The organism is Streptomyces sp. NPDC002386 (genome assembly GCF_053593175.1).
Genome location: NZ_JBSFBX010000017.1, coordinates 37,625 through 60,935, shown reverse-complemented (window position 1 = coordinate 60,935; position 23,311 = coordinate 37,625). Strand labels below are relative to the sequence as shown.

The 23,311-nt window shown below is 72.8% G+C and carries 20 protein-coding genes; 11 read left to right on the top strand and 9 right to left on the bottom strand.

The window, feature by feature from the left end:
* The first annotated feature begins 24 nt into the window (after positions 1-24).
* Together ACWCPN_RS29175 and ACWCPN_RS29170 are read left to right on the top strand one after the other, a co-directional pair.
* On the top strand, positions 25-1,368 hold the full coding sequence (locus ACWCPN_RS29175; protein WP_451211974.1) for a diacylglycerol/lipid kinase family protein: 1,344 nt from the start codon (positions 25-27) through the stop codon (positions 1,366-1,368).
* A gap of 216 nt (positions 1,369-1,584) precedes the next feature.
* The gene (locus ACWCPN_RS29170; protein WP_451211971.1) at positions 1,585-2,694 is read left to right on the top strand and encodes a winged helix DNA-binding domain-containing protein; all 1,110 of its coding nucleotides are present in this window, start codon (positions 1,585-1,587) and stop codon (positions 2,692-2,694) included.
* 145 nt (positions 2,695-2,839) lie between these two features.
* Here ACWCPN_RS29170 and ACWCPN_RS29165 read toward each other — a convergent pair whose 3' ends face one another.
* From ACWCPN_RS29165 to ACWCPN_RS29155, 3 genes are all read right to left on the bottom strand, one after another.
* Entirely contained in the window at positions 2,840-3,631 is a 792-nt protein-coding gene (locus ACWCPN_RS29165; protein WP_451211968.1) for a S1 family peptidase, read from the bottom strand.
* A gap of 238 nt (positions 3,632-3,869) precedes the next feature.
* Positions 3,870-6,695: a helix-turn-helix transcriptional regulator gene (locus ACWCPN_RS29160; RefSeq protein ID WP_451211964.1), complete on the bottom strand. Its 2,826-nt coding sequence runs from the start codon at positions 6,693-6,695 to the stop codon at positions 3,870-3,872.
* A gap of 168 nt (positions 6,696-6,863) precedes the next feature.
* Positions 6,864-7,700: a helix-turn-helix transcriptional regulator gene (locus ACWCPN_RS29155; protein WP_365128663.1), complete on the bottom strand. Its 837-nt coding sequence runs from the start codon at positions 7,698-7,700 to the stop codon at positions 6,864-6,866.
* Between the two features lie 126 nt (positions 7,701-7,826).
* On the opposite strand from ACWCPN_RS29155, the gene ACWCPN_RS29150 reads away from it, so the two are divergent.
* Together ACWCPN_RS29150 and ACWCPN_RS29145 are read left to right on the top strand one after the other, a co-directional pair.
* Positions 7,827-9,500 carry an AMP-binding protein gene (locus ACWCPN_RS29150; RefSeq protein WP_451211959.1) on the top strand — a complete coding sequence of 558 codons (1,674 nt, stop codon included), beginning with the start codon at positions 7,827-7,829 and terminating at the stop codon, positions 9,498-9,500.
* Positions 9,497-11,107, top strand: a complete 1,611-nt coding sequence (locus tag ACWCPN_RS29145; protein WP_451211956.1) for an AMP-binding protein — start codon at positions 9,497-9,499, stop codon at positions 11,105-11,107. Before ACWCPN_RS29150 ends, ACWCPN_RS29145 begins: the two co-directional genes overlap by 4 nt.
* Before the next feature lie 19 nt (positions 11,108-11,126).
* Here the strand turns inward: ACWCPN_RS29145 and ACWCPN_RS29140 are convergent, their stop codons facing one another.
* Positions 11,127-11,792: a hypothetical protein gene (locus ACWCPN_RS29140; RefSeq protein WP_451211954.1), complete on the bottom strand. Its 666-nt coding sequence runs from the start codon at positions 11,790-11,792 to the stop codon at positions 11,127-11,129.
* Between the two features lie 280 nt (positions 11,793-12,072).
* Here ACWCPN_RS29140 and gcl point away from each other — a divergent pair, with 280 nt between their 5' ends.
* Positions 12,073-13,860 (top strand): glyoxylate carboligase, encoded by a 1,788-nt coding sequence (gcl, locus tag ACWCPN_RS29135; protein WP_451211951.1) that lies wholly within the window; start codon positions 12,073-12,075, stop codon positions 13,858-13,860.
* Between the two features lie 68 nt (positions 13,861-13,928).
* Here gcl and ACWCPN_RS29130 read toward each other — a convergent pair whose 3' ends face one another.
* The 5 genes from ACWCPN_RS29130 to ACWCPN_RS29110 form a co-directional block, all read right to left on the bottom strand.
* A complete protein-coding gene (locus ACWCPN_RS29130) occupies positions 13,929-14,645 on the bottom strand; it encodes a TIGR04222 domain-containing membrane protein (protein WP_451211948.1) in 717 nt (238 codons plus the stop codon).
* Positions 14,646-14,804: 159 nt separating this feature from the next.
* Positions 14,805-15,038 carry a hypothetical protein gene (locus ACWCPN_RS29125; RefSeq protein WP_199212575.1) on the bottom strand — a complete coding sequence of 78 codons (234 nt, stop codon included), beginning with the start codon at positions 15,036-15,038 and terminating at the stop codon, positions 14,805-14,807.
* Positions 15,039-15,461: 423 nt separating this feature from the next.
* Entirely contained in the window at positions 15,462-16,919 is a 1,458-nt protein-coding gene (locus ACWCPN_RS29120) for a catalase (RefSeq protein ID WP_451211945.1), read from the bottom strand.
* Between the two features lie 172 nt (positions 16,920-17,091).
* Positions 17,092-17,982, bottom strand: a complete 891-nt coding sequence (locus ACWCPN_RS29115; RefSeq protein WP_451211942.1) for a 2-hydroxy-3-oxopropionate reductase — start codon at positions 17,980-17,982, stop codon at positions 17,092-17,094.
* Positions 17,983-18,007: 25 nt separating this feature from the next.
* Positions 18,008-18,829, bottom strand: a complete 822-nt coding sequence (locus ACWCPN_RS29110; protein ID WP_451211939.1) for a TIM barrel protein — start codon at positions 18,827-18,829, stop codon at positions 18,008-18,010.
* A gap of 155 nt (positions 18,830-18,984) precedes the next feature.
* On the opposite strand from ACWCPN_RS29110, the gene ACWCPN_RS29105 reads away from it, so the two are divergent.
* The 6 genes from ACWCPN_RS29105 (at position 18,985) to ACWCPN_RS29080 (ending at position 23,059) form a co-directional block, all read left to right on the top strand.
* Entirely contained in the window at positions 18,985-19,236 is a 252-nt protein-coding gene (locus ACWCPN_RS29105; protein ID WP_199212578.1) for a hypothetical protein, read from the top strand.
* The gene (locus tag ACWCPN_RS29100; protein WP_451211936.1) at positions 19,233-19,601 is read left to right on the top strand and encodes a helix-turn-helix domain-containing protein; all 369 of its coding nucleotides are present in this window, start codon (positions 19,233-19,235) and stop codon (positions 19,599-19,601) included. The genes ACWCPN_RS29105 and ACWCPN_RS29100 overlap by 4 nt, the downstream gene beginning before the upstream one ends.
* Positions 19,602-19,719: 118 nt before the next feature.
* A complete protein-coding gene (uraD, locus tag ACWCPN_RS29095) occupies positions 19,720-20,232 on the top strand; it encodes a 2-oxo-4-hydroxy-4-carboxy-5-ureidoimidazoline decarboxylase (protein ID WP_451211933.1) in 513 nt (170 codons plus the stop codon).
* A gap of 4 nt (positions 20,233-20,236) precedes the next feature.
* On the top strand, positions 20,237-20,632 hold the full coding sequence (gene uraH / locus ACWCPN_RS29090; RefSeq protein ID WP_199212581.1) for a hydroxyisourate hydrolase: 396 nt from the start codon (positions 20,237-20,239) through the stop codon (positions 20,630-20,632).
* A gap of 3 nt (positions 20,633-20,635) precedes the next feature.
* On the top strand, positions 20,636-21,559 hold the full coding sequence (pucL, locus tag ACWCPN_RS29085; RefSeq protein WP_199212582.1) for a factor-independent urate hydroxylase: 924 nt from the start codon (positions 20,636-20,638) through the stop codon (positions 21,557-21,559).
* A 120-nt stretch (positions 21,560-21,679) separates the two neighbouring features.
* A complete protein-coding gene (locus ACWCPN_RS29080) occupies positions 21,680-23,059 on the top strand; it encodes an 8-oxoguanine deaminase (RefSeq protein ID WP_451211928.1) in 1,380 nt (459 codons plus the stop codon).
* Positions 23,060-23,311 lie beyond the last annotated feature (252 nt).

Here is a 23,311-nt window from a genome sequence, read left to right as displayed (position 1 = left end):
ACGACGGGAGCGGGAGGTCGCGGTATGAACAGGCGCTGGACCGCGCGCCTGGCCCTGGTGGCGGGCGTCGCGGCGGTGGCCGTGCTGCTGGCCTTCGCCGGGCCGGGCAGCATCCTCCTGGTGCTCGTGGGCCTGGCCGGGACGGTACTGACGGCGGCCGGTGTGTGGTGGCTGCTGAGCCGCACCGGCTGGGTGAGGTCGCTCGCCGTGGTGCTGGTGGTCGCGGCGCCGCTCGCCGTGCTCGCCCTGTACGCCGCCGCCGGGCTGCTGTGGGTCGTGCTGGTCTCACTGGGCCTGTGGGCGCTGGCCATTTCCGCCGGGCGGGCGGCGCTCGCGGGCGACGACGTGCCCGCGATGCCGGAGCTCCCGGCCGGCCGGGCCCGGCACCCCTTCCTGATCATGAATCCGCGCTCCGGTGGCGGCAAGGTCGGCGAGTTCCGCCTCGACGAGCGCGCCGGGGCGCTGGGCGCGGAGGTCGTGGTACTGGACCCGGCCGCGCCGCAGGACGTGGCCGAGCTGGCGCGGCGGGCCGTGCGGCGCGGAGCCGATCTGCTCGGCGTCGCCGGGGGCGACGGCACCCAGGCCCTGGTCGCCGCGGTGGCCGCCGAACACGACGTCCCGTTCGTCGTGATCAGCGCCGGCACCCGCAACCACTTCGCCATGGACCTGGGCCTGGACCGGCAGGACCCCGCGGCCTGCCTCGACGCGCTGACCGACGCCGTCGAACTCCGCGTCGACCTGGGCCGTATCAGCGCCGGACGGGGGCCCGCGCACGGTGGCACGGAGCGCGTCTTCGTCAACAACGCCTCGTTCGGCGTGTACGCGGCCGTGGTGCAGAGCCCCGCCTACCGCGAGGACAAGGCCCGTACGACCCTGGAGATGCTCCCCGACCTGCTGACCCGGCACAGCGGCCCGCGGCTCGTCGTCCGCGCCGGTGAGCGCCGCCTGAGGGGTCCCCAGGCGGTCCTGGTGAGCAACAACCCCTACCGCAGCGACGACGCGGCGGGACTGGGCCACCGGGAGCGGCTGGACACCGGCCGGCTGGGCGTGCTGGCCGTCGACGTGAACAGCACGACGGAGGCGACCGAACTGCTGCTGCTCGGCGGGCGCAGCCGCGGGCTGACCGCCTTCTCGGCCCAGGAGGTCGTGGTGGACGCCGACGCCCCCGCCGTCCCGGCCGGTGTCGACGGCGAGGCACTGATGCTGCCCACCCCGGTCCGCTGCCGCATCGAGCCGGGCGCCCTGCGCGTCCGCGTGCCGCGCCACCGCCCCGGGGCGCCCCGCGTGGCACCGGCCATGAACTGGCGCGAGGTCCGCCGCCTGGCCCTGACCATGGGCCGCGTCGCCGCCGGCCGCGACACCCGCTGACCCGGCGCGGTCCCGTCACCCCGCCCCGGGCGGCGGGGGAGGGGTGTCGCAGCTCCGTCGCCGGGGGCGTCCAGATCGCTCCGATGCGCCGGCGAAAGGGCGACGGTGGACTCCACGGCGGGAAGGAGTGCTCCGGGCCGATGGTGCGGGGAGTCCCCGGATCCGGCCCGCCGGTCGCGGACAGAAGGTGTCCGCAAGTCCGGTTAGCGTGCCTCCATGACGAAGAGCAGCACGGCCCCGGCTCCGCTCCTGGACTCCCGCGCCCTCAACCGCGCCACCCTGGACCGGCAGCTCCTGCTGCGCCGTTCGCCGCTGTCCGCCGAGGACGCCGTGGGGCACCTCCTGGGTCTGCAGGCGCAGAACACCGAGCCGCCGTACTACGCCCTCGCCGCCCGGCTCGACGGGTTCGTACCGGAGCGGCTGTCCCGGCTCATGGCGGACCGCGCGGCCGTCCGCATCGTCACCCTGCGCTCCACCATCCACACCCACACCGCCGACGACTGCCTGACCCTGCGGCCGCTGGTGCAGGCGGCCCGGGAGCGGGAGCTGACGAACTTCCGCACCGGCCTGGCCGGCGTCGACCTGGGCCGGCTGGCCGCCGTCGCCCGTGAGCTGGTGGAGGCGGAGCCGCGGACCATGGCCGAGCTGCGCGAGGCACTGAGCGCCGAGTGGCCGGACGCGGACCCGGGGTCCCTCGCCGTCGCCGCCCGCTGCACCCTGCCGCTGGTCCAGGTGACCCCGCGCGGACTGTGGGGCCGGCCCGGCCGGGTCGCCCTCACCACCGCCGAGCAGTGGCTGGGCCGGTCCGCCGAACCGGCCCCGGCGCCCGAGACCGTGATCCCGCGTTACCTCGCCGCCTTCGGTCCCGCCTCCGTCAAGGACATGCAGACGTGGTCCGGGCTCACCCGGCTGCGGGACGCCTTCGAGCGGCTGCGCCCGCGGCTGCTCACCTTCCGCGACGCCGCCGGGGCCGAACTGTTCGACCTGCCCGACGCGCCCCGCCCCGACCCGGACACCCCGGCCCCGCCCCGCTTCCTGCCCGAGTACGACAATCTCCTGCTCTCGCACGCCGACCGCGGCCGGGTCGTACCCCCCGAGTACCGGGGCCGTGCCCGGCGCGGCAACCAGGCCTACCGCACCCTCCTGGTCGACGGCTTCCTGGCGGGCGTGTGGAAGCCCGAGGGCACCGCACTCGTCGTCGAGCCGTTCCGGGAGCTGACGAGGGGCGAGCGCGAGGAGGTCGCCGAGGAGGGCGTCCGCATGCTGGCCGCACTGCACCCCGGGAAGCCGTACGACGTCCGGTTCGGCACCGTCGTACCGCGCTGAGCCTCGCGCGCGTCCGCCGGAGGCCCACCGCCGGCAAGTGGCCGCGGGGGCCGGGGACATGGAGAGGGGGGCGTTGCGGGCCGCTCGTGGTGGCTCGCAACGCCCCCCGGCATCTACCCGAGGGATGCTCGGGTGGTCCTCGGGGCTATGAGTTGACCTGTGCGGTCACGAGGTCCGAGAAGGTGGTCAGCCGGGTGTACACACCCGGGTAACCGGCCTCCGCGCAACCCTCGCCCCAGGAAGTGATCCCTGCCAGGACGCCCCCGATCAACAGGGGACCGCCGCTGTCGCCCTGGCAGGTGTCTACGCCACCGGACGTGTATCCGGCGCAAACCATGTCGGACCGGACGTAGTCCGACCCGTAGGAGCTCCCGCAGCCGGCGTCCGACACGACCGGAACGGTCGCGGTCCGCAGCTGGTTGGAGGAGCTTCCGCTCTCCGAGGTGGTGCCCCAGCCCAGGATGCGGGCCGTGGTGCCGGCCGCGTACACGCTGGTCTGGGAGGAGGAGACGTACGAAGCCTTGGTGTACGGCATCGACGTCGACAGGGTCAGCACGGCCACGTCGTCGCCGTTGGTGGCGTCGGTGTAGTCCGGGTCGATCCAGATCCTGCTGACCTTGCTGACCGTGCCGTTGGTGCCGTTCAGATAGGTCCGGCCGCCGACCACGCGGACGCTGCTGGTCGTCTCACCGACCATGCAGTGCGCCGCCGTCACCACCTTCTTGGCGGCCACCAGGGTGCCGCCGCAGAACTGGCTGCCGGACGCGTCCGTGATCTGCATGACGAACGGGTACGCCGTCGTGGTGGTGGTCGTCCCCCCGACGATGGGCTGAGGAGCGTCGGCCGCGGCGGGGGAGGCGATGAGCGCGGTGGCCGCCGCGGCGGCCGTCGCCACGAGCGTGGCGGTGGTCCTTCTGGCACGTCTGAGGCCGAACATGCGTCTCCTCGGGTTTGCCGGTGGGGGGTTCGCCGGGCGTGGGGGTGGTGCACGTGGGTGGGGGAACCCCCTGCCCGGGTGAGACCGAGCGGCTGGGGGTGAGACCGACCCCGTGTGCCCGGGCGAGCGGCACGTCCTTTACGCTAGGACCCGGGTCCCTCGGCTCCCAATGAGGGAACCCCCTAGGGGGTTGGGTGAGGGAAAACCCTCGGTCCGGCTCAGTTAACTAGCGCCTCGCTCACCGCGCTCGGCGAGCCGCCGCCAATCGGACGATGTCGACGCGCGAGCGGATCCCCAGCTTCCGGTACACCCGGGTCAGCGTGGCCTCGACCGTCTTCACACTGACGAACAGCCGGGACGCGATCTCCCGGTTGGTGGCCCCCTCCATGACGAGCGCGGCGACCTGACGCTCCATCGAGGCCAGGCCGTCCAGTGCGTCCAGCGGGTCCCGGGCGGGCGGCGCGGGCTCCGGCTGCGGGGCGCGCAGGGCCTCGTCCACCTGGTGCAGCCACGGCAGCGCCCGGCAGCGCCGGAACAGCCGCACGGCCTCGTCGTACGCCGTCCGCCGCCTGGCCGGGTTCTCCGCCTGCCGCGCGCGCAGCCGGGCCAGCGCGAACGCCGCCCGGGCCTCCTCCAGACCGTTGCCGAGCTTGCCGAGCCGGTCCTGAGCGGACGTCAGCTGGGCGATGGCGGTCTCGTGGTCGCCGCGGGCCGCCCGGGCCAGCGCCTCGGCCCGGTCCAGGACGGCGACGACACTCTCCCGGCCCAGTCTGACGGCGTGTTCCCGGGCCCCGTCGATGACCTGCTGCGCCTGGCCGTGCTCTCCGACGAGCACCAGCGCCTCCGCCAGGTCGCCGTGCCAGCGGCCGCGCGCCGGGTCGGTGATGCCGAGTCCCAGCTCCAGCTCCCGCACCCGGCCCAGCGACTCCACGGCGGCCCGCGGCTCCCCGGCCACGAACTGGGCGTAGCCGAGGGCGGCCAGAGCGCGCGAGAGGTACATCTGGTCGCCGTCCTCCTCGGCGTGCCCGACCGCCTCGCGGGCCAGCTCCAGCGCCCGCTCGGTGTCACCGCCGGACGCCTCGGCGAGCGAGGCCAGCATCGCGGACGCGCTCTCGCCGATGCCCGCGTCCCGGGCCAGCCGCAGACTCTCCCGGGACAGGTCGAGGGCCCGTCCGCAGTGACCGGCGCGCAGCTCGGTCTCGGCGCACATGCGCAGGTAGTGCACCTCGCTCTCGACCATGCCGCGCCGCCGCACCTCGCGCAGCAGCGCGGTGATGGTGGCCCGGGCCTCGGTGAGCTGGTCGCTCATCAGCAGCCAGCGGTAGCGGGCGTAGCCGACGCCGTTGTGGTGGCAGGCGACGTACGGGTCCTGCGGCTCCTCCAGGGCGCGCGCGGTGGTGGCGGCGGCGTCCGGATGGCCCATCAGGGTCTCGGTGGACGCCTGGAAGGCGCGCGCCATCAGCTCGGTGCGCCGGTCGCCGGCCCGCGCGGCCAGCTCGGCGGCGTGCGCGGCCTCCTGGCGGGCCTCGGTGAAGTCGCCCTCGACGACCAGGGCGCGCCAGGCGAGCTGGTAGCGGACCAGGGCCAGCAGCCTGGGGTCGTCACCGGCGTCGGCCAGCGCCTGCGGGAAGACGGCGTCCACGTCGCCGAGCGCCTGCCCGGCGGACTCGATGACCACCATCCACGCCCGCACCCGTTCGGCGGGCAGCACGGCCCGGGACAGCACCTCGCGCGCGATGTCCCGGGCCAGGTCGGCCTCGCCCGCCGTGATGGCGTCCTCGGCGGCCCGCAGCCGCCGCTCGTCCGGGCCGGGCTCGCCGGCCGCCGGGGTGTGCCGGGCGGCGAGCAGCCCGAGCGAGGCGGCCACCGAGGGCGCACCGCGGTCCCGTGCCAGGGCGGCGGCCTCGGCGAGCCGGTCGGCGACGTCCGGGTCGGTGCCGGTGGTGGCCAGGGCGAGATGGCGCGCCCGTTCGATGGGGTCGGAGGCCGCGGTCGACAGCGCCGCGTGCACCGCGCGCCGCTCCTGCGCGGGTGCCTCCGCGTACAGCGCGGCGGAGATCAGCGGGTGCGCGAACCGAACGGCCGGGTCGTCGGTCTCGGTGGCCAGCAGCCCGAGTTCGGCCGCCTGGGCGCACTCGGCCTCGGCGTGCTCCCGGCCGGCCGCGTGCAGCAGGGCGAGGGTGGGGCGGGCGCCGGCGCTGGCCAGCAGCAGGGTGCGGCGGGCCTCCACCGACAGCAGGTCGAGGCGGCTGAGCACCAGGGCGCGCAGCGAGGTGGGCACCGGCAGCGGCTCGCCCGGCCGGGGCGGGGCCGGGTTCTCGGCCAGGACGCGGCCCAGCTCCAGGGCGAACAGCGGGTTGCCGCCGCTGGTGCGGTGCACCTCCCGGACGGTGGAGCGGGGCAGGCCGTCGTAGCCGCGGTGGTTCAGCAGCGTGGTCAGCTCGGTGCGGGAGAGCGGGCCCAGCCGCACCGAGAGGGTGCCCGGCGGGCAGGCGCGCAGATGGCGGTCGTAGGCCTCGTCCTCGGTGCGCACCGCGCACAGCATCTGCACGGGGGTGTCGCCGAGCCGGCGGGCGGCGAAGCCGAGCAGTTCGGCGCTGGCCGGATCCAGCCACTGCAGATCGTCGGCGACGATCAGGACCGGGCCCCGGTCGGCGAGCGCCCGGAGCGCGGAGAGCACCGCGAGGCGCAGGGCGAGGCCGTCGCGCTGGAGGCTGGACTCGCCGCGGCCGGTGAGCGCCGACTCCAGGGCCGTGAGCTGGGCGGCCGGCAGCCGGGGGGCGACCTCCTCCAGGGCCAGGCCGAGGAGGTCGGCGAGGGCCAGGAACGGAAGGTGGGATTCTGACTCGGTCGCCGAGCAGCGCAGGACCCGGCGCGCGGTGGCGCCGTATTCCTCGGCCAATGCCCGCAGGACCGTCGATTTACCTATTCCGGCGGGGCCGTGGAGCAGCACGCTGCCACCGGAGTCGAGTTGGTCCCGGGCGCTCCCGAACAGCTCTTCGCGGCCGATGACCAGGTCGGGACGGCATCGAACCGACTCCTGGAAGTCCCGTCGCACGGTCACCGCTCCCCTCCTGTGTCGTGTCCGGGCCAAATTCTAGGCAACGATCCTTGAAATTCGGACGGAAGCCGTGGTGAGGGAAATAACAAACGGTCAAGCGCAGGAAAAAATTCGCGGCATGGTCACAACAATGGGCAGGTTTCCTTACGAGCGTCACCGACCGGCCGGTCTCTACGGCAGGAGCCCCGCCCGGCGTGCCGCGGTCACCGCCTCCCCCCGGGTGTGCGCACCCAGTTTCCGCATCGCCGAGCGCAGATAGCCCTTCACCGTCTCCGGCCGCAGACCCAGCCGCTCGGCCACGGCCGCGTTGGTCGCGCCCGCCGCCACCCAGGACAGCACGTCCAGCTCCCGCGGCGCCAGGCTCGCGCCGCCTGCCGGGCGGGGCGCGGCCAGCAGCCCGCACGCCGCCAGCAGCTCGGCGCGCAGTTCCGGGTCGGCGATCCGCGGCGCCAGCGCGCGCAGCGCCGCGTGCGCCTCGCGCACCTGTTCCTGGCCGGTTTCCGCCCCCCGGGACGCCCCGGCGGGCTCGGTCCGGGCCGCCGCGAGCAGCCCCCGCGCCTCCTCCCGCACCACGAGCGACTGCTCCACGTCCCGCGCCGCCGCCACCGCGGCGCCCAGCGTGCGGTCGCCGAGCGGCTGGGCCGAGCGCAGCGCGCCGTACAGCACCCCGCGCACCCGGCGCCGCACCACGACCGGCACCGCGAGCACCGAGTGGATGCCCTCGGCGGCCACCGGCACGTCGTACTCGTGGCTGATCTGCCGCGAACCGGCGTAGTCCGTCACCGCGCACGGACGGGCCAGTGCCACCGCCCTGCCGCCGAGCCCGTTGCCGGACGTCACCGCGAGGGACCTGAGAGCTGCGGTGTGGGTGCCGCTCAGCTCACTGATCCGGATCTGCGGCCGGCCGGCCTCGACCAGCCCGCCGAAGGCGACCGGAAGCCCGGTGGTGTGCCGCAGCCGGGCCAGCGCACCACGAATCTCCGTCGTCGCCACGGCCTCTGCTGCCACCTCATCGCTCCTTCGGTGCGGCTCACCGTGGACCACACCCCCGTTCGGGGGTAGTGAGACCTGCATCACGGATTAGACGATGCCAGAGAGCCGCCCGGCAATGGTCCGGATTCTAGGAGGACACCGATGACGACGGCGACCGAGGTCTTCAGGACCGCGCGGGACTTCCTGCTGGAGCACCGCGAGGACTACACCCGCGCCTACGAGGGCTTCGTCTGGCCGCGGCCCGAGCACTTCAACTGGGCGCTCGACTGGTTCGACGTGATCGCCGAGGGCAACGACCGGACGGCGCTGCACATCGTCGAGGAGGACGGCACCGAGACCAGGCTGTCCTTCGCCGAGATGGCCGAGCGCTCCAACCGCGTCGCCGCCCACCTGCGCGCGCGGGGCGTCGCCGCCGAGGACCGCGTCCTCGTGATGCTGGGCAACCAGGCGGAGCTGTGGGAGACCGCGCTGGCCGCCATGAAGCTGCGCGCCGTGGTCATCCCGGCCACCCCGCTGCTCGGCCCCGCCGACCTCTGCGACCGGGTGGAGCGCGGCCGGGTCAAGCACGTGCTGGTGCGGGCCGAGGACACCGCCAAGTTCGACGACGTGCCCGGCACCTACACCCGGATCGCGGTCGGCGGGCTGCCGCGGGAGGGCTGGGAGCCGTACGAGGACGCGTACGCCGCGTCCCCCGACTTCGTCCCCGACGGCCCCACCCTGGCCGACGACCCGCTGATGCTGTACTTCACCTCCGGGACGACCGCCCGCCCCAAACTGGTCGAGCACACCCACACCTCGTACCCCGTCGGGCACCTGGCCACCATGTACTGGATCGGTCTCCGGCCCGGCGACGTGCACCTGAACATCTCCTCGCCCGGCTGGGCGAAGCACGCCTGGTCGAACCTCTTCGCCCCGTGGAACGCGGAGGCGACGGTCTTCATCCACAACTACACGCGGTTCGACCCGGCCCGCCTGATGGCCGAGATGGACCGGCACGGGGTCACCACGTTCTGCGCGCCGCCGACCGTGTGGCGGATGCTCATCCAGGCCGACCTGTCGCAGCTCGCCATCCCGCCGCGCGAGGTGGTCGCCGCGGGCGAGCCGCTCAATCCGGAGGTCATCGAGCAGGTCCGGCGGGCCTGGGGCATCACGATCCGGGACGGCTTCGGGCAGACCGAGACGGCCGTGCAGGTCTCCAACAGCCCCGGGCAGACACTGAAGACCGGCTCCATGGGCCGGCCCAGCCCCGGCTACCGGGTGGAGCTGCTCGACCCGGTCTCCGGCGCCCCCGGCGCCGACGAGGGCGAGATCGCCCTCGACCTGTCCGAGCGCCCGGTCGGCCTGATGACCGGCTACCACGGCGACCCCGACCGCACGGCGGAGGCGATGGCGGGCGGCTACTACCGCACCGGTGACGTCGCGTCCCGTGACGCGGACGGATATCTGACCTACATCGGCCGCAGCGACGACGTCTTCAAGGCCTCGGACTACAAGATCAGCCCGTTCGAGCTGGAGAGCGCGCTGCTGGAGCACGAGGCCGTCGCCGAGGCGGCCGTCGTGCCCGCCCCCGACGAACTGCGGCTCGCCGTGCCCAAGGCGTACGTCGTCCTCGCCGAGGGGTGGCAGCCCGGTCCCGACACGGCCAAGGTCCTCTTCGAGCACTCCCGCCAGGTGCTGGCCCCCTACAAGCGCCTGCGCAGGCTGGAGTTCGCCGCGCTGCCCAAGACCGTCTCCGGCAAGATCCGCCGCATCGAGCTGCGCGAGGCCACGGCCGCCGGCTCCGACCACGAGTACCGCGAGGAGGACTTCCGGTGACCTCGGAACTGTCGTACACCCACGGAACCGGCCCCACCGCCCTGCTCGGCGACACCATCGGGGCCAACCTCGACCGCGCCGTGGCCGCCTGGCCCGAACGCGAGGCCCTGGTCGACGTGCCCTCCGGACGCCGCTGGACCTACGCCGAATTCGCCGCCGACGTGGACCAGTTGGCCTGCGCGCTGCTCGCGAGCGGAGTCGCCAAGGGTGACCGGGTCGGCATCTGGGCGGTCAACTGCGCCGAGTGGGTGCTCGTGCAGTACGCGACCGCGCGCGTCGGCGCCGTCATGGTCAACATCAACCCGGCCTACCGCACGCACGAGGTCGAGTACGTCCTCAACCAGGCCGGGATCTCCCTGCTGTTCGCCAGCGTCCGGCACCGGACGAGCGACTACCGGGCGATGGTGGAGGAGGTCCGGGTCCGCTGTCCGCGGCTGACGGAGACCGTGTACATCGGTGATCCGGGCTGGGAGGCCTTCGCCGGGCGCGGGTCGGCGGTCCCGCGGGAGGAACTGCGGGCGCGCGAGGCCGAGCTGTCCTGCGACGACCCGATCAACATCCAGTACACCTCGGGCACCACGGGCTTCCCGAAGGGCGCCACGCTCTCCCACCACAACATCCTGAACAACGGCTACTTCGTGGGCGAGCTGGTCGCCTACACCGAGCAGGACAGGGTCTGCATCCCGGTCCCCTTCTACCACTGCTTCGGCATGGTCATGGGGAACCTGGCCGCCACCTCCCACGGCGCCTGCATGGTCGTCCCGGCGCCGTCCTTCGACCCGGAGGCGACGCTGGAGGCCGTCCAGCGGGAGCGCTGCACCTCGCTGTACGGCGTCCCGACCATGTTCATCGCGGAGCTGAACCTGCCCGGCTTCGCCGCCTACGACCTCTCCTCCCTGCGCACCGGCATCATGGCGGGCTCGCCGTGCCCGGTGGAGGTGATGAAGCGGGTGGTCGCCGAGATGCACATGGCGGAGGTCTCCATCTGCTACGGCATGACCGAGACCTCCCCGGTCTCCCTGCAGACCCGTATCGAGGACGACCTGGAGCACCGCACCGGGACCGTCGGCCGGGTCCTGCCGCACCTGGAGGTCAAGGTCGTCGACCCGGTCTCCGGGGTCACCCGGCCGCGGGGCACGGCGGGGGAGTTGTGCACCCGCGGCTACAGCGTGATGCTCGGCTACTGGGACGAGCCCGGGAAGACCGCCGAGGCCGTCGACACCGGCCGCTGGATGCACACCGGCGATCTGGCGGTGATGCGTGAGGACGGTTACGTCGAGATCGTCGGCCGCATCAAGGACATGATCATCCGCGGCGGCGAGAACATCTACCCGCGCGAGATCGAGGAGTTCCTCTACGCCCACCCCGGGATCCGGGACGTCCAGGTCGTGGGCGTACCGCACGAGAAGTACGGGGAGGAGGTCCTGGCCTGCGTCATCCCCCTGGATCCCGAGGACCCGCTCACCCTGGAGGACCTGCGCGCCTTCTGCCGCGACCGGCTCGCCCACTACAAGATCCCCAGCCGGCTGCAGATCCTGGAGAGCTTCCCGATGACGGTCTCGGGCAAGGTGCGCAAGGTGGAGCTGCGGCAGGCCTACGGCGCCTGACGGCGGGAGGTCCGGCGGTTCAGGACGCGCCCTGTTCGGCGAGGAGCCGGCCGGGGCCGTTCACCGGCGTGGCCGTCCCCCCGTGGTCGAGGGTGAACAGGGGGACGGCCAGCGCGTCGGCCTGGGCCCGTGCCGCCCCGGTGTAGCCCGCGACGGAGAAGTAGACGCAGTCCGCGGACTCCGTCATGGCCGTCAGCCAGAGGCACTCCACGTCCCGTGACGAGGCCGGGCGCGCCGCCGGATCGACCCGTACGACGAGACCGGGCGCGGCCAGGCCGATGCCGGACGGCGGGCGCTGGTCGGCGCGCCGGATGTCCCGGTGGCCGAGCCGGCGCAGGCACAGCACGGCGGAGGTGACCGCGTCCAGCGCCGAGGCGGCCCCGGCGGAGCGCGCCGGCGGACGGTGGCCGGGGCCCGGAGAACGGGTCCCGGCCACGGGTATGCGCAGCACCGCGCCGCACGGGCAGCCCAGTTCCGGATGCGGCCACTGGTTGCGCCGGCCGCAGGCCGTGCAGCGCACGGTGATCCAGTCCTCGTCCCAGGCACGGTGGACGAGCACGACCGGCCCGGCCGCCGCGTCCAGCCGCGGGGCGCTGGGGGCGCCGCAGGCGCAGGGGTACGGGGGTGCGGTGTAGACGTGCTCGCGGCGGCAGGCCGGACAGTGCAGCGGAACGCTCTCGGGCATGGCCCATCCATCTTCAGGCGTCGCGTCGGGGCGGCGTCCCCATCGTCCTCCATCCCGGTCCGTCTGTCCGGCGCTTGGCGCCTCTGCCCGGCCCGGCCCCCCGCGGCTCCCGGGCTCTCTTGACGACGTCCGGCACCCCCCTTACATTACTTCCAGATAGTAGAAGTTGACTTCCGCAATACGGAAAACGTATGGGGAAGCAGTCCGATGACTCCGGAGACGGTGCTCACCGCGGGGCGCGACGGGAGTACGCATCCGACAGCCGAAGCAGGAGTGCTCGATGGCCCGAATGACCGCTGCCCGCGCGGCAGTTGAGATCCTCAAGCTCGAGGGCGTCAGCGACGCCTTCGGTGTGCCCGGCGCGGCGATCAACCCGTTCTACAAGGCGCTCAAGGAGGGTGGCGGGATCCACCACACCCTCGCCCGCCACGTCGAGGGCGCCTCGCACATGGCCGAGGGCTACACCCGCGCCCGCCCCGGCAACATCGGTGTCTGCATCGGCACCTCCGGACCCGCGGGCACCGACATGATCACCGGTCTGTACTCGGCGATCGGCGACTCCGTCCCGATCCTGTGCATCACGGGCCAGGCGCCCACCGCCGTGATGCACAAGGAGGACTTCCAGGCCGTCGACATCGCCTCCATCGCGCGGCCGGTGACGAAGATGGCGGTCACCGTCATGGAGGCCGCGCAGGTCCCCGGCGTGTTCCAGCAGGCCTTCCACCTGATGCGCTCCGGCCGGCCCGGCCCCGTCCTGATCGACCTGCCGATCGACGTGCAGCAGACGGAGATCGAGTTCGACCCGGAGACGTACGCGCCGCTGCCGGTCCACAAGCCCGTCGCCACCCGCGCCCAGATCGAGAAGGCGCTGTCCTTCCTGCTCGCCGCCGAACGCCCGGTCATCGTCGCCGGCGGCGGTGTCATCGGCGCCGACGCCTGCGACCTGCTGACCGAGTTCGCCGAGCTGACCGGGACCCCGGTCATCCCGACCCTGATGGGCTGGGGCGCGCTGCCCGACGACCACGAGCTGAACGCCGGCATGGTCGGCGTGCAGACCTCGCACCGCTACGGCAACGCCACCTTCCTGGAGTCGGACTTCGTCCTCGGCATCGGCAACCGCTGGGCCAACCGCCACACCGGCTACAAGCTCGACACCTACCGCCGGGGCCGCAAGTTCGTCCACGTCGACATCGAGCCCACCCAGATCGGCCGGATCTTCCCGCCGGACTACGGGGTCGTCTCCGACGCCGGGGCCGCGCTGGAGCTGTTCGTCGAGGTTGCCCGGGAGCTGAAGGCGGCGGGCGGGCTGCCCGACCGCACCGCCTGGATCGCCTCCACCCGGGACCGCAGGGCCACCCTGCTGCGCCGTACGCACTTCGACGACGTGCCGATGAAGCCGCAGCGCGTGTACGAGGAGATGAACCGGGCGTTCGGCCCGGAGACCCGGTACGTCACGACCATCGGCCTCTCCCAGATCGCGGGCGCGCAGATGCTGCACGTCTACCGGCCCCGCCACTGGATCAACTGCGGTCAGGCCGGCCCGCTCGGCTGGACCGTCCCGGCCGCGATCGGCGTCGCCAAGGCCGACCCTAACTCCCCGGTCGTCGCCCTCTCCGGCGACTACGACTTCCAGTTCCTGATCGAGGAGCTGGCCGTCGCCGCCCAGCACCGGATCCCCTACGTGCACGTCCTGGTGAACAACGCCTACCTCGGCCTGATCCGGCAGGCGCAGCTCGGGCTGGACATCGACTTCCAGGTGAACCTGGAGTTCGAGAACGTCAACACGCCCGAGATCGGCGTCTACGGCGTCGACCACGTCAAGGTCGCCGAGGGCCTGGGCTGCAAGGCGATCCGGGTCACCGAGCCGGACCAGCTCGGCCCCGCCTTCGAGCAGGCCGGGAAGCTGGCCGCCGAGTACCGGGTGCCGGTCGTCGTCGAGGCGATCCTGGAGCGGGTCACCAACATCGCGATGAGCCGGACCATGGACATCGGCGACATCACCGAGTTCGAGGACCTCGCCACCGAGCCCGGCCACGCGCCGACGGCGATCAGCCCGCTGAGGGTCTGAGCCACGAGCACACGAGGGGCGGCCCGTCCGGGGGACGGGCCGCCCCTCCGGCGTGCGGTCCCCGCCGCTCAGTCGAATCCGCCGCCCCCGCAGCCGCCGCCGAAGTCGTGGCCGCCGTGGAAGCCGCCGTGGTGGTGGCCGCCGTGGGCCCCGCCGCCGAAACCGCCGCCGTCCCTGTCCCCGGCGCTGTCGTCGCCGTGGAAGGTGATGCCGCGGACGCCGCTGCCCCGGCCGAGGGGGAACAGGCCCTCGTCCGCGAGGGCGCCGCGGCCGGTGAGCCCGGAGTCACGGGCGAAACGCGGCAGCAGCGCGGCCAGCGCGCGCCCGCCGTGCAGCGCGACGGTGATCAGCACCTCCTGCTCCGCGAAGCCCTCCGGACCGGCGGGGCCCCGCGGCAGCGGATGGCGCTCGCGCAGCTCGGCCAGGAGCCGGCGGGCGGCGCGGGTGCGGCCCGGCGGCAGCGCTCGCAGCAGTCCGGCCGCCACGAGTTCGGCCCGCGTCCCGGCGAGCGCGTGCCGGACCACCGCCCGGCCGGGCAACTCCCTTGGCCCCGCGGGCCGGTAGAGGCCGGTACGGACCGCCTTCTCCAGGGGATGGCGGAAGGCTCCGGCGTTCCCCGCGCCGGTCCTGCGCACTGTTCCCGGCCGGCCCGAGTCGACCGCGCCGCGCAGGTGCAGGGCGAGCACGGCGACCGTCACGGCGGCCCGGTCACCGCCCCGCAGCAGGGCGATCGCGCACGGCTCCGGCGGCGTACGGTCCACGGGCGGCGGGTTCGTACGATCCATGAGGCACCCCCGTACGAGGCCCGCCGCCCCCGTGCCGGCGGGCCCCGCATGACGGTAATGTGCCCGGCCACGACGGCGGTCGAAGCCTGAACGCCCTGGTTCAGAGCTTGATTTGAGGTATGCGTAGGCCGGGTACGGCCACCGCCGTACCCGGCGTCGCTACAGCTCGTGCTCCGACAGGCCGGGCCAGTCCTCCGGCCCGCCGCCCTGCCACTCGATGAGGTCGCTCTCCTCGACCTCGATCCGGTCCAGGTCGGCCAGCCGCAGGATCTCCACCACGTCGTCCAGGTGCGAGGCCAGTCCCAGCGTCACGTCCCCCTCGGTGACCCGCCGGGAGCCGTCCAGGGCCGGGGCGTGGACCACGATGTGCGGATACTGCGTCGGATGTCCCATGGGTTCAGCGTCCTGCGGACGCGCCGGATACGCACGCCGGGCCGGGATCCGGAGCGCCCGGGGGCCGGGACAGCGCGAAGAGCGCCCCCTGCCGCGGGGGCGCTCCGCACGATGGTGGTGGCCGTCCGACGGCGCGAGGCTGGGCGCGACAGGACGTTCGCGCCGCCGGACGGCTGACCGTGGGGCCTCCGCACGGAGGCCGCTGCTGGAGGACCGCGGCGGCCGCGACGGACACGCGAACCCTTCCCTCTGGTCGAGAAGGGGACCCGCGTCCTTCACCACCGCACTGGCTCGCACGCCGCCGCGGTCCTCGCTCTGCCCGCCGTACCGAGAGGTCACCCCTCATCCGGACCGCTCGGTCGCGGGTCGTGTGCGTCCGGGTCCCGGCCTCCCCGCCGGGTCCCGGACGCGGTCCTCGGGACCTCAGTCCTCGCGCAGGGCGCGGACCGCCTCCTCCACGCGCCGGCCGTAGTCGGGGTCGGCGGCGTGGAAGTGGGCCAGGTTCTTCTCGATCACGTCGTCGCGCGAGACCTGCGAGAGGCCGCCGGCGATGTTCGCGACCAGCCGCCGCCGCTCCTCCTCGGACAGCAGCCGGTACAGCTCGCCCGCCTGGAAGAAGTCGTCGTCCTTGGTGTGCGCCGGTGCCTCGTGGGTGCCGGTGTGACCGGACACGGCCAGCGGGGCCGACAGCGGGCGGCCGGTCTCCACCGGGCCGTCGTATGAGTTCGGCTCGTAGTTCTTCGCGTGCCGGCCCTGGGCGTTGACCGCCATGAGGCCGTCGCGGCCGTGGTTGTGCGCGGTCGTCGCCCTGGGCGCGTTGACCGCGAGCTGGGTGTGGTTGACGCCCAGGCGGTAGCGGTGCGCGTCCGCGTAGGCGAAGAGCCGGCCCTGGAGCATCTTGTCGGGCGACGGTCCGATGCCCGGCACGAAGTTGTTCGGGGAGAACGCGGCCTGCTCCACCTCGGCGAACACGTTGTCCGGGTTGCGGTCCAGCACCAGGCGGCCCACGCGCCGCAGCGGGTGGTCGGCGTGCGGCCACACCTTCGTCAGGTCGAACGGGTTGAAGCGGTAGTCCGCCGCCTCGGCCGCCGGCATGATCTGGACGTACAGGGTCCAGGACGGGTGCACGCCCCGCTCGATGGCCTGCAGCAGGTCCGTCTGGTGGGAGCCGGGGTCCTTGCCCGCGATCTCGGCGGCCTGCTCGGCGCTCAGCGAGCGGACGCCCTGGTTCGTCTTGAAGTGGTACTTGACGAAGAAGGCCTCGCCCTCGGCGTTCGTCCACTGGTACGTGTGCGAGCCGTAGCCGTTCATGTGCCGGTACGAGGCCGGGATGCCGCGGTCGCCCATCAGCCAGGTCACCTGGTGCGTGGCCTCGGGGGAGTGGGCCCAGAAGTCCCAGACGTTGTCGGGCTCCTGGCGTCCGGTGAACGGGTCCCGCTTCTGCGAGTGGATGAAGTCCGGGAACTTGATCGGGTCCTTGATGAAGAACACCGGGGTGTTGTTGCCGACGAGGTCGTAGTTGCCCTCCGCGGTGTAGAACTTCACGGCGAAGCCGCGCGGGTCGCGGACGGCGTCGGCGCCGCCGAGGGAGTCGGCGACCGTGGAGAAGCGGACGAACACCTCCGTGCGCCGGCCGATCTCGCCGAGGAAGTCGGCGTGGGTGAAGCCGGTGACGTCGTCCGTCACCTCGAAGTGGCCGTACGCGCCGGAGCCACGGGCGTGCACCACCCGCTCCGGGATCCGCTCGCGGTTGAAGCGCGCGAGCTTCTCCAGGAGGTGCTGGTCCTGGAGGAGCAGGGGGCCGCCGACGCCGGCGGAGGCGGAGTTCTGGTTGTCGGCGACCGGGGCGCCGGACTCGGTCGTGAGCACGCGCTTCGACATCGTGGACCTTCCGTGCGGGAGTCAGCGGAAACCTGTTTCCGCTTCGTGGAGCCTAGAAGTGGGGGAACGGGGCGTCAACAGTTTGTTGAAGCAGGTTCCGGGCCGCGGCACCGCCTGGGCGCGACAGGACAGGTGTCGGCGGCGCCGCGGCCCGGAAGTCGAGGGGTGCGGGTCAGATCTGGGCGCCGGAGAGGCGCTCCACGGCCCGCAGCAGGGCCGAGTGGTCCAGGCCGCCGTCGCCCTGGGCGCGCAGTGACGCGACCAGTTGGGCGACCACGGCGCCGACCGGCAGGGCGGCGCCGACGTTGCGGGCGGCGTCGGTGACGATGCCCATGTCCTTGTGGTGCAGGTCGATGCGGAAGCCCGGCTCGAAGTCGCGGCGGAGGAAGTTGTCCTTCTTGCGCGTCAGTACGGTGGAGCCCGCGAGGCCGCCGTTCAGGACGTCCAGTGCGGCCTTCAGGTCCACGCCGGACTTCTCCAGGAACACCACCGCCTCGGCGCAGGCCTGGATGTTCACGGCCACGATGAGCTGGTTGGCGGCCTTGACGGTCTGGCCCGAGCCGTGCGGCCCGCACAGCACGATGGTCCTGCCCAGCGCCTCGAAGAGGGGCCTGGCGAGGTCGAAGTCGGCCTGCTCGCCGCCGACCATGATCGACAGCACCGCCTCGACCGCGCCGGCCTCACCGCCGGAGACCGGGGCGTCGAGGACGCGAACGCCCTTGTCCGCGGCGGCCTTCGCGAGGTCGACGGAGGTCTGCGGGGTGATCGAGGACATGTCGATCAGCAGCGCGCCGGGCCTGGCGTTCTCCAGGATGCCGTCGGGCCCGTAGGCGATGGCCTCGACCTGCGGGGAGGCCGGCACCATCGTGATCACCACGTCGGCGTCCCGGACCGCCTCGGCGATCGAGCCGGCCGCGGATCCGCCGGCGGCGGCCAGGCGGTCCAGCTTCTCCCGCTCCAGGGTGAAGCCGGTGACGTCGTAGCCCGCCTTGATCAGGTTCTCGGACATGGGGGAGCCCATGATGCCGAGGCCGATCCACGCGATCTTGGGAAGGTTGCTCATGAAGGGGTGCCTTTCAGTACGGGGGTCAGCGGGGCAGCCAGCCGAAGGCCTCGGCGCTCGGGCGGTCGCCCGGCTTGTACTCGAGGCCGATCCAGCCGTCGTAGCCCGCCTTCCTCAGCTGGTCGAGGAGGTCTTCGAGGGGCAGCGAGCCGGTGCCGGGCGCACCGCGCCCCGGGTTGTCCGCGATCTGCACATGGCCGGTTCTCGCGGTGTACCGCTCGATCACCGCCGGCAGGTCCTCGCCGTTCATGGCCAGGTGGTAGAGGTCCATGAGGAACCTGGCGTTGCCGAGCCCGGTCGCCTCGTTCACCCGGTCCACGACCTCCACGGCGGCCGGTGCCGAGACCAGCGGGTACCGCGGCGACTCGGGCGCGTTCAGCGCCTCGACCAGCAGCACCGCGCCGATCCGGTCGGCCGCCCGGGCCGCGAGGACGAGGTTCTCCAGGGCGAGCGCGTCCTGCTCGGCCGGGTCCACGCCCTCGACGCGGTTGCCGTAGAGGGCGTTGAGCGCCCCGCAGCCCAGCGACGCGGCGAAGCCGGCGGCCACGTCGATGTTGGCGCGGAACCGCTCCGACTCCTCGCCGGGCACCGACAGGGCCCCGCGGTCCGGGCCGGGCAGCCGCCCGGCGTAGAAGTTCAGTCCCGTGAGCCGGACGCCCGCGTCCTCGATCGCCCGCCTCAGGGCGTCGAGCTCGGACTGTTCCGGGGTGGGGGAGTCGACCCAGGGCCACCACAGCTCGACCGCCGTGAAGCCCGCCGCGGCGGCGGCCGCGGGGCGCTCCAGGAGCGGGAGTTCCGTGAAGAGGATCGACAGGTTGACGTTGAAGCGCTGGTCTGCGAATCCCACGGGGGCGGCGCTCCCTTCCTGTAATTCCATAATGTGGAAGTTTGTTTCTGCTTAACGGAAGACTGCCCGGGGGGCTCGCGGCTTGTCAAGGGGGTCGAACGCCGGTCCTCCGCCGGACCTGCCCAGGGGCCGGGGCCGCGGGTTAGGTTGAGCGCGTGCGATTGAGAGTGGAGTTCACGACCGAGCCCTTCGACCTCGAGGAGGCGCCCGCGCACGCCCTGGCGGCCCGCGAGGTCATCGAGGCTGCCGAGCTGGACGCCGTGGACGTCGGCCCGTTCGGCAACACGGCGGAGGGCGGTGCGGACAGCGTGCTGACGGCCGTGGACGCCCTGCTGCGCAAGTCCCTCCAGGCCGGTGCCACCCGGATCTCGCTGCAGGTCAACGTGGTCGGGGAGGACGGGAAGTGACCGGTGCCGGGGACGAGTCCTTCATCGCGGCCGTGAAGCCGCTGGTCGACGCCATGGGCGGGGACCTGCTCCCGCCCGACGAGGCCGGCCCCGACGACGTCGTGCTCTCCTGGGAGGGTGTCGACGTGGTGGCCGTGCGCCTGCCTCAGCTCGCCGACTCCCTGGACCACATCCTCGCCGCCATGGAGCGCCGCAGGGGCATGCCGCTGGCCGACCTGGACCGCAAGGCCAAGCAGGAGGTCGTGCGGGTGCTGGAGGCGCGCGGCGCCTTCTCCGTCCGGCACGGCGTGGAGACCGTGGCGGGCGCGCTCGGCGTGAGCCGCTTCACCGTCTACAACTACCTCAACCGCGAGAAGGAGGGCTGAGGGCGGCCCGGGAAGTAACCCGGAATTTTCAACAAAGTGTTGACGTCGTGTTTCGGAGGGCGTTAGCTACTGGGCAGCCCGTTCAGCTCGAAGGCCGTTTCCGGCCACGGAGGCTCCCGTGACTACGACTTCCACGCCCCCGGGCCTGGCCCGGTTCAACGTCCTGGAGGAGCACGCGGCCCGCGCCGCCCTCCACGAGGCGTGCGCCTCCGCCGAGTGGGCCCGGCGGCTGCTGGCCGGCCGCCCGTACGCCACCGTGGCGGACCTGCACGCGGCCAGTGACGCCGCGACGGCCGGACTGAGCGACGCGGACCTGGCCGAGGCGATGGCCGGGCACCCGCCGATCGGCCGCCCCGCGCCGGGCGATCCGACCTCCGCACGGGAACAGAGCGGCATGGCCGGCGCCGCCGCCGGCCTCAAGGCCGAGATGCTCGAACTCAACCTGGCCTACCAGGAGAGGTTCGGCCATGTCTTCCTCATCTGCGCCACCGGCCGCAGCGGAGAGCAGATGCGGGACGCGGCCAGGGAACGGCTCGGCAACCCGCCCGAGCGGGAGCGGGAGATCGTCCGCACCGAACTGGGGAAGATCAACCGCATCCGGCTGGCCCGACTCGTCGAAGAGGACGCCTGACACCATGAGCACCAGCACCACCGCCTCCGTGTCCACACACATCCTGGACACCTCCGCCGGCCGCCCCGCCGAGGGCGTCGCCGTCCGGCTCGCCGTCCGCCGGGGCCGGGACGCGGACTGGCAGGCGCTCGGCGGCTCCGCGACCGACGCCGACGGCCGGTGCAAGGACCTGCCGGCGCTGCCGGAGGGCACCACCCACGTACGGCTCGACTTCGCCGTGGAGCCGTACTTCGAGAAGAAGCAAGCCGATGCGCAGCAGGACGCCCCCGCGAATCGGGACAGCGGACCGGCGGTGTTCTTCCCGGAGGTGGCGATCACGTTCGCCGTCGTACCGGGCGAGCACTACCACGTACCGCTGCTGCTCAACCCGTTCGGCTACTCCGTTTACCGAGGGAGCTAGCTAATGCCCACCATCCTGGGACAGAACCAGTACGGCAAGGCCGAGAACCGGGTCGTAAAGATCACGCGGGACGGCGCCACCCACCACATCAAGGACCTGAACGTCTCCGTCGCCCTCAGCGGTGACATGGAGGAGGTCCACTACTCCGGCTCCAACGCCAACGTCCTGCCGACCGACACCACCAAGAACACGGTGTACGCGTTCGCCAAGGAGCACGGCATCGAGTCGGCCGAGCAGTTCGGCATCCACCTCGCCCGCCACTTCGTCACCTCGCAGCCGGCCATCCACCGCGCCCGCATCCGCGTCGAGGAGTACGCCTGGGAGCGGATCGAGACCTCCGACGCCAACTCGAAGTTCATCGGCGCGGACGAGGTCAAGCACTCGTTCGTGCGCAAGGGCCAGGAGACCCGGCTGGCGCAGATCACCTATGACGGATCGTCGTGGGAGGTCGTCTCGGGCCTGAAGGACCTGACGGTGATGAACTCGACCAACTCCGAGTTCTGGGGTTACGTCAAGGACAAGTACACCACCCTGAAGGAGGCGCACGACCGCATCCTGGCCACCTCGGTCTCCGGTCGCTGGCGCTTCAACTGGACCGACGACGAGCAGCGGATGCCCAACTGGGAGAAGTCCTACGAGCAGGTGCGCAAGCACATGCTCCAGGCCTTCGCCGAGACGTACTCCCTCTCGCTGCAGCAGACGCTGTACCAGATGGGCTCGCGCATCATCAACAACCGCGGCGAGATAGACGAGGTCCGCTTCTCGCTGCCCAACAGCCACCACTTCCTCGTGGATCTCGAGCCCTTCGGGCTGAAGAACGACAACGAGGTCTACTTCGCCGCCGACCGGCCCTACGGCCTGATCGAGGCGACCGTCCTGCGGGACGGCTGCGAGCCGCGCATCCCGGTGGACCTCACCAACCTCTAGCCAGTTCACTCTCTCGGCACCCGTGGCCGGGGAACCCACGTCCCCCGGTCACGGCACTCAAATCCTCCAGGGTCCTGCCGTGCCCACCCATTTCAGTCCGCCGAGCGAAAAGGACGAATCATGGCAGCAGCCCAGCGCATCGTCATCGAGAACTGTTCGATCGCGACCGTCGACGCCGACGACACCGAGTACGCCTCCGGCTACCTGGTCATCGCCGGCAACCGCATCGAGGCGGTCGGCGCGGGCAAGGCCCCCGGGGGCCTGGAGAACGTCGTACGCCGTATCGACGCCACCGGACACCTCGTCACCCCGGGCCTGGTCAACACCCACCACCACTTCTACCAGTGGATCACCCGGGGCCTGGCCACCGACCACAACCTCTTCGACTGGCTCGTCGCGCTGTACCCGACCTGGGCGCGCATCGACGAGCCGATGGTGTACGCGGCGGCCCGGGGATCACTGGCGATGATGGCCCGCGGCGGTGTCACCACGGCCATGGACCACCACTACGTGTACCCCCACGGCTCCGGCGACCTGTCCGGCGCGATCATCCGCGCCGCCCGGGAGACGGGCGTGCGCTTCACCCTCGCCCGCGGTTCCATGGACCGCAGCGAGAAGGACGGCGGCCTCCCCCCGGACTTCGCCGTCGAGACCCTCGAAGGGGCCCTCGCGGCCACCGAGGCGACCGTCAAGGAGCACCACGACTCCTCCTTCGACGCCATGACCCAGGTCGCCGTCGCCCCCTGCTCCCCCTTCTCCGTCTCCACCGAACTGCTCAGGCAGGGCGCCGAGCTGGCGCGCGGCCTCGGGGTGCGGCTGCACACCCACGGCTCGGAGACCGTGGAGGAGGAGAAGTTCTGCCACGAGCTGTTCGGCATGGGGCCGACCGACTACTTCGAGTCCACCGGCTGGCTGGGCGAGGACGTGTGGATGGCGCACTGCGTCCACATGAACGACTCCGACATCGCCGCCTTCGCCCGCACCAGGACCGGTGTCGCCCACTGTCCCTCCTCCAACGCCCGGCTGGCCGCGGGCATCGCCCGGGTCCCGGACATGCTCGCCGCGGGCGTACCGGTCGGCCTCGGCGTCGACGGCACCGCCTCCAACGAGTCCGGCGAACTCCACACCGAGCTGCGCAACGCGCTGCTGATCAACCGCCTCGGCGCGCACCGGGAGGCCGCGCTCAGCGCCCGGCAGGCGCTGCGGCTCGGCACCCACGGCGGCGCCTCGGTGCTCGGCCGCGCCGCCGAGACCGGCTCGCTGGAGGCGGGCAAGCTCGCCGACCTGGTGCTGTGGAGGCTGGACACCCTCGCCCACTCCTCCATCGCCGACCCGGTGACCGCCCTGGTCCTCGGCGCGGCGGCCCCGGTCACCGCCTCCTTCGTGAACGGCCGGCAGATCGTCGAGGACGGCCGCCTGCTGACGGTCGACGAGGACGCCATCGCCCGCTCCACGCGGCACGAGGCCCGGCGCCTGGCGCGCATCGCCGCCCAGGGCTGAGCCGGCACCGGAACTCCGGCCGGGAGGGACGGCTCCCGGCCGGCAGCGGTGGACCCCAGCGGTCCACAGCGGCCGGATCCGGGGCGCGCGTGAAGGCGCGCGCCCCGGAACGGTCTCCGTTCACCGGCCCCTTCCCGGGCCCACCGGTCCCTCCCCCACTCTCGACTTCGCTCGAGCGGGAGGTGCCCCCATCCCCGTGCACCACCTCCCTGAAACCGCGTCAGAGCCGACGTGTCCCACCGACCGGAGGAG

Bases quoted from the DNA above. Each gene is read 5' to 3' on its own strand.
- ACWCPN_RS29175 (WP_451211974.1), top strand. From the start codon at position 25: ATGAACAGGCGCTGGACCGCGCGCCTGGCCCTGGTGGCGGGCGTCGCG.
- ACWCPN_RS29170 (WP_451211971.1), top strand. From the start codon at position 1,585: ATGACGAAGAGCAGCACGGCCCCGGCTCCGCTCCTGGACTCCCGCGCC.
- ACWCPN_RS29165 (WP_451211968.1), bottom strand. From the start codon at position 3,631: ATGTTCGGCCTCAGACGTGCCAGAAGGACCACCGCCACGCTCGTGGCG.
- ACWCPN_RS29150 (WP_451211959.1), top strand. From the start codon at position 7,827: ATGACGACGGCGACCGAGGTCTTCAGGACCGCGCGGGACTTCCTGCTG.
- ACWCPN_RS29140 (WP_451211954.1), bottom strand. From the start codon at position 11,792: ATGCCCGAGAGCGTTCCGCTGCACTGTCCGGCCTGCCGCCGCGAGCAC.
- gcl (WP_451211951.1), top strand. From the start codon at position 12,073: ATGGCCCGAATGACCGCTGCCCGCGCGGCAGTTGAGATCCTCAAGCTC.
- ACWCPN_RS29130 (WP_451211948.1), bottom strand. From the start codon at position 14,645: ATGGATCGTACGAACCCGCCGCCCGTGGACCGTACGCCGCCGGAGCCG.
- ACWCPN_RS29125 (WP_199212575.1), bottom strand. From the start codon at position 15,038: ATGGGACATCCGACGCAGTATCCGCACATCGTGGTCCACGCCCCGGCC.
- ACWCPN_RS29120 (WP_451211945.1), bottom strand. From the start codon at position 16,919: ATGTCGAAGCGCGTGCTCACGACCGAGTCCGGCGCCCCGGTCGCCGAC.
- ACWCPN_RS29115 (WP_451211942.1), bottom strand. From the start codon at position 17,982: ATGAGCAACCTTCCCAAGATCGCGTGGATCGGCCTCGGCATCATGGGC.
- uraH (WP_199212581.1), top strand. From the start codon at position 20,237: ATGAGCACCAGCACCACCGCCTCCGTGTCCACACACATCCTGGACACC.
- pucL (WP_199212582.1), top strand. From the start codon at position 20,636: ATGCCCACCATCCTGGGACAGAACCAGTACGGCAAGGCCGAGAACCGG.
- ACWCPN_RS29080 (WP_451211928.1), top strand. From the start codon at position 21,680: ATGGCAGCAGCCCAGCGCATCGTCATCGAGAACTGTTCGATCGCGACC.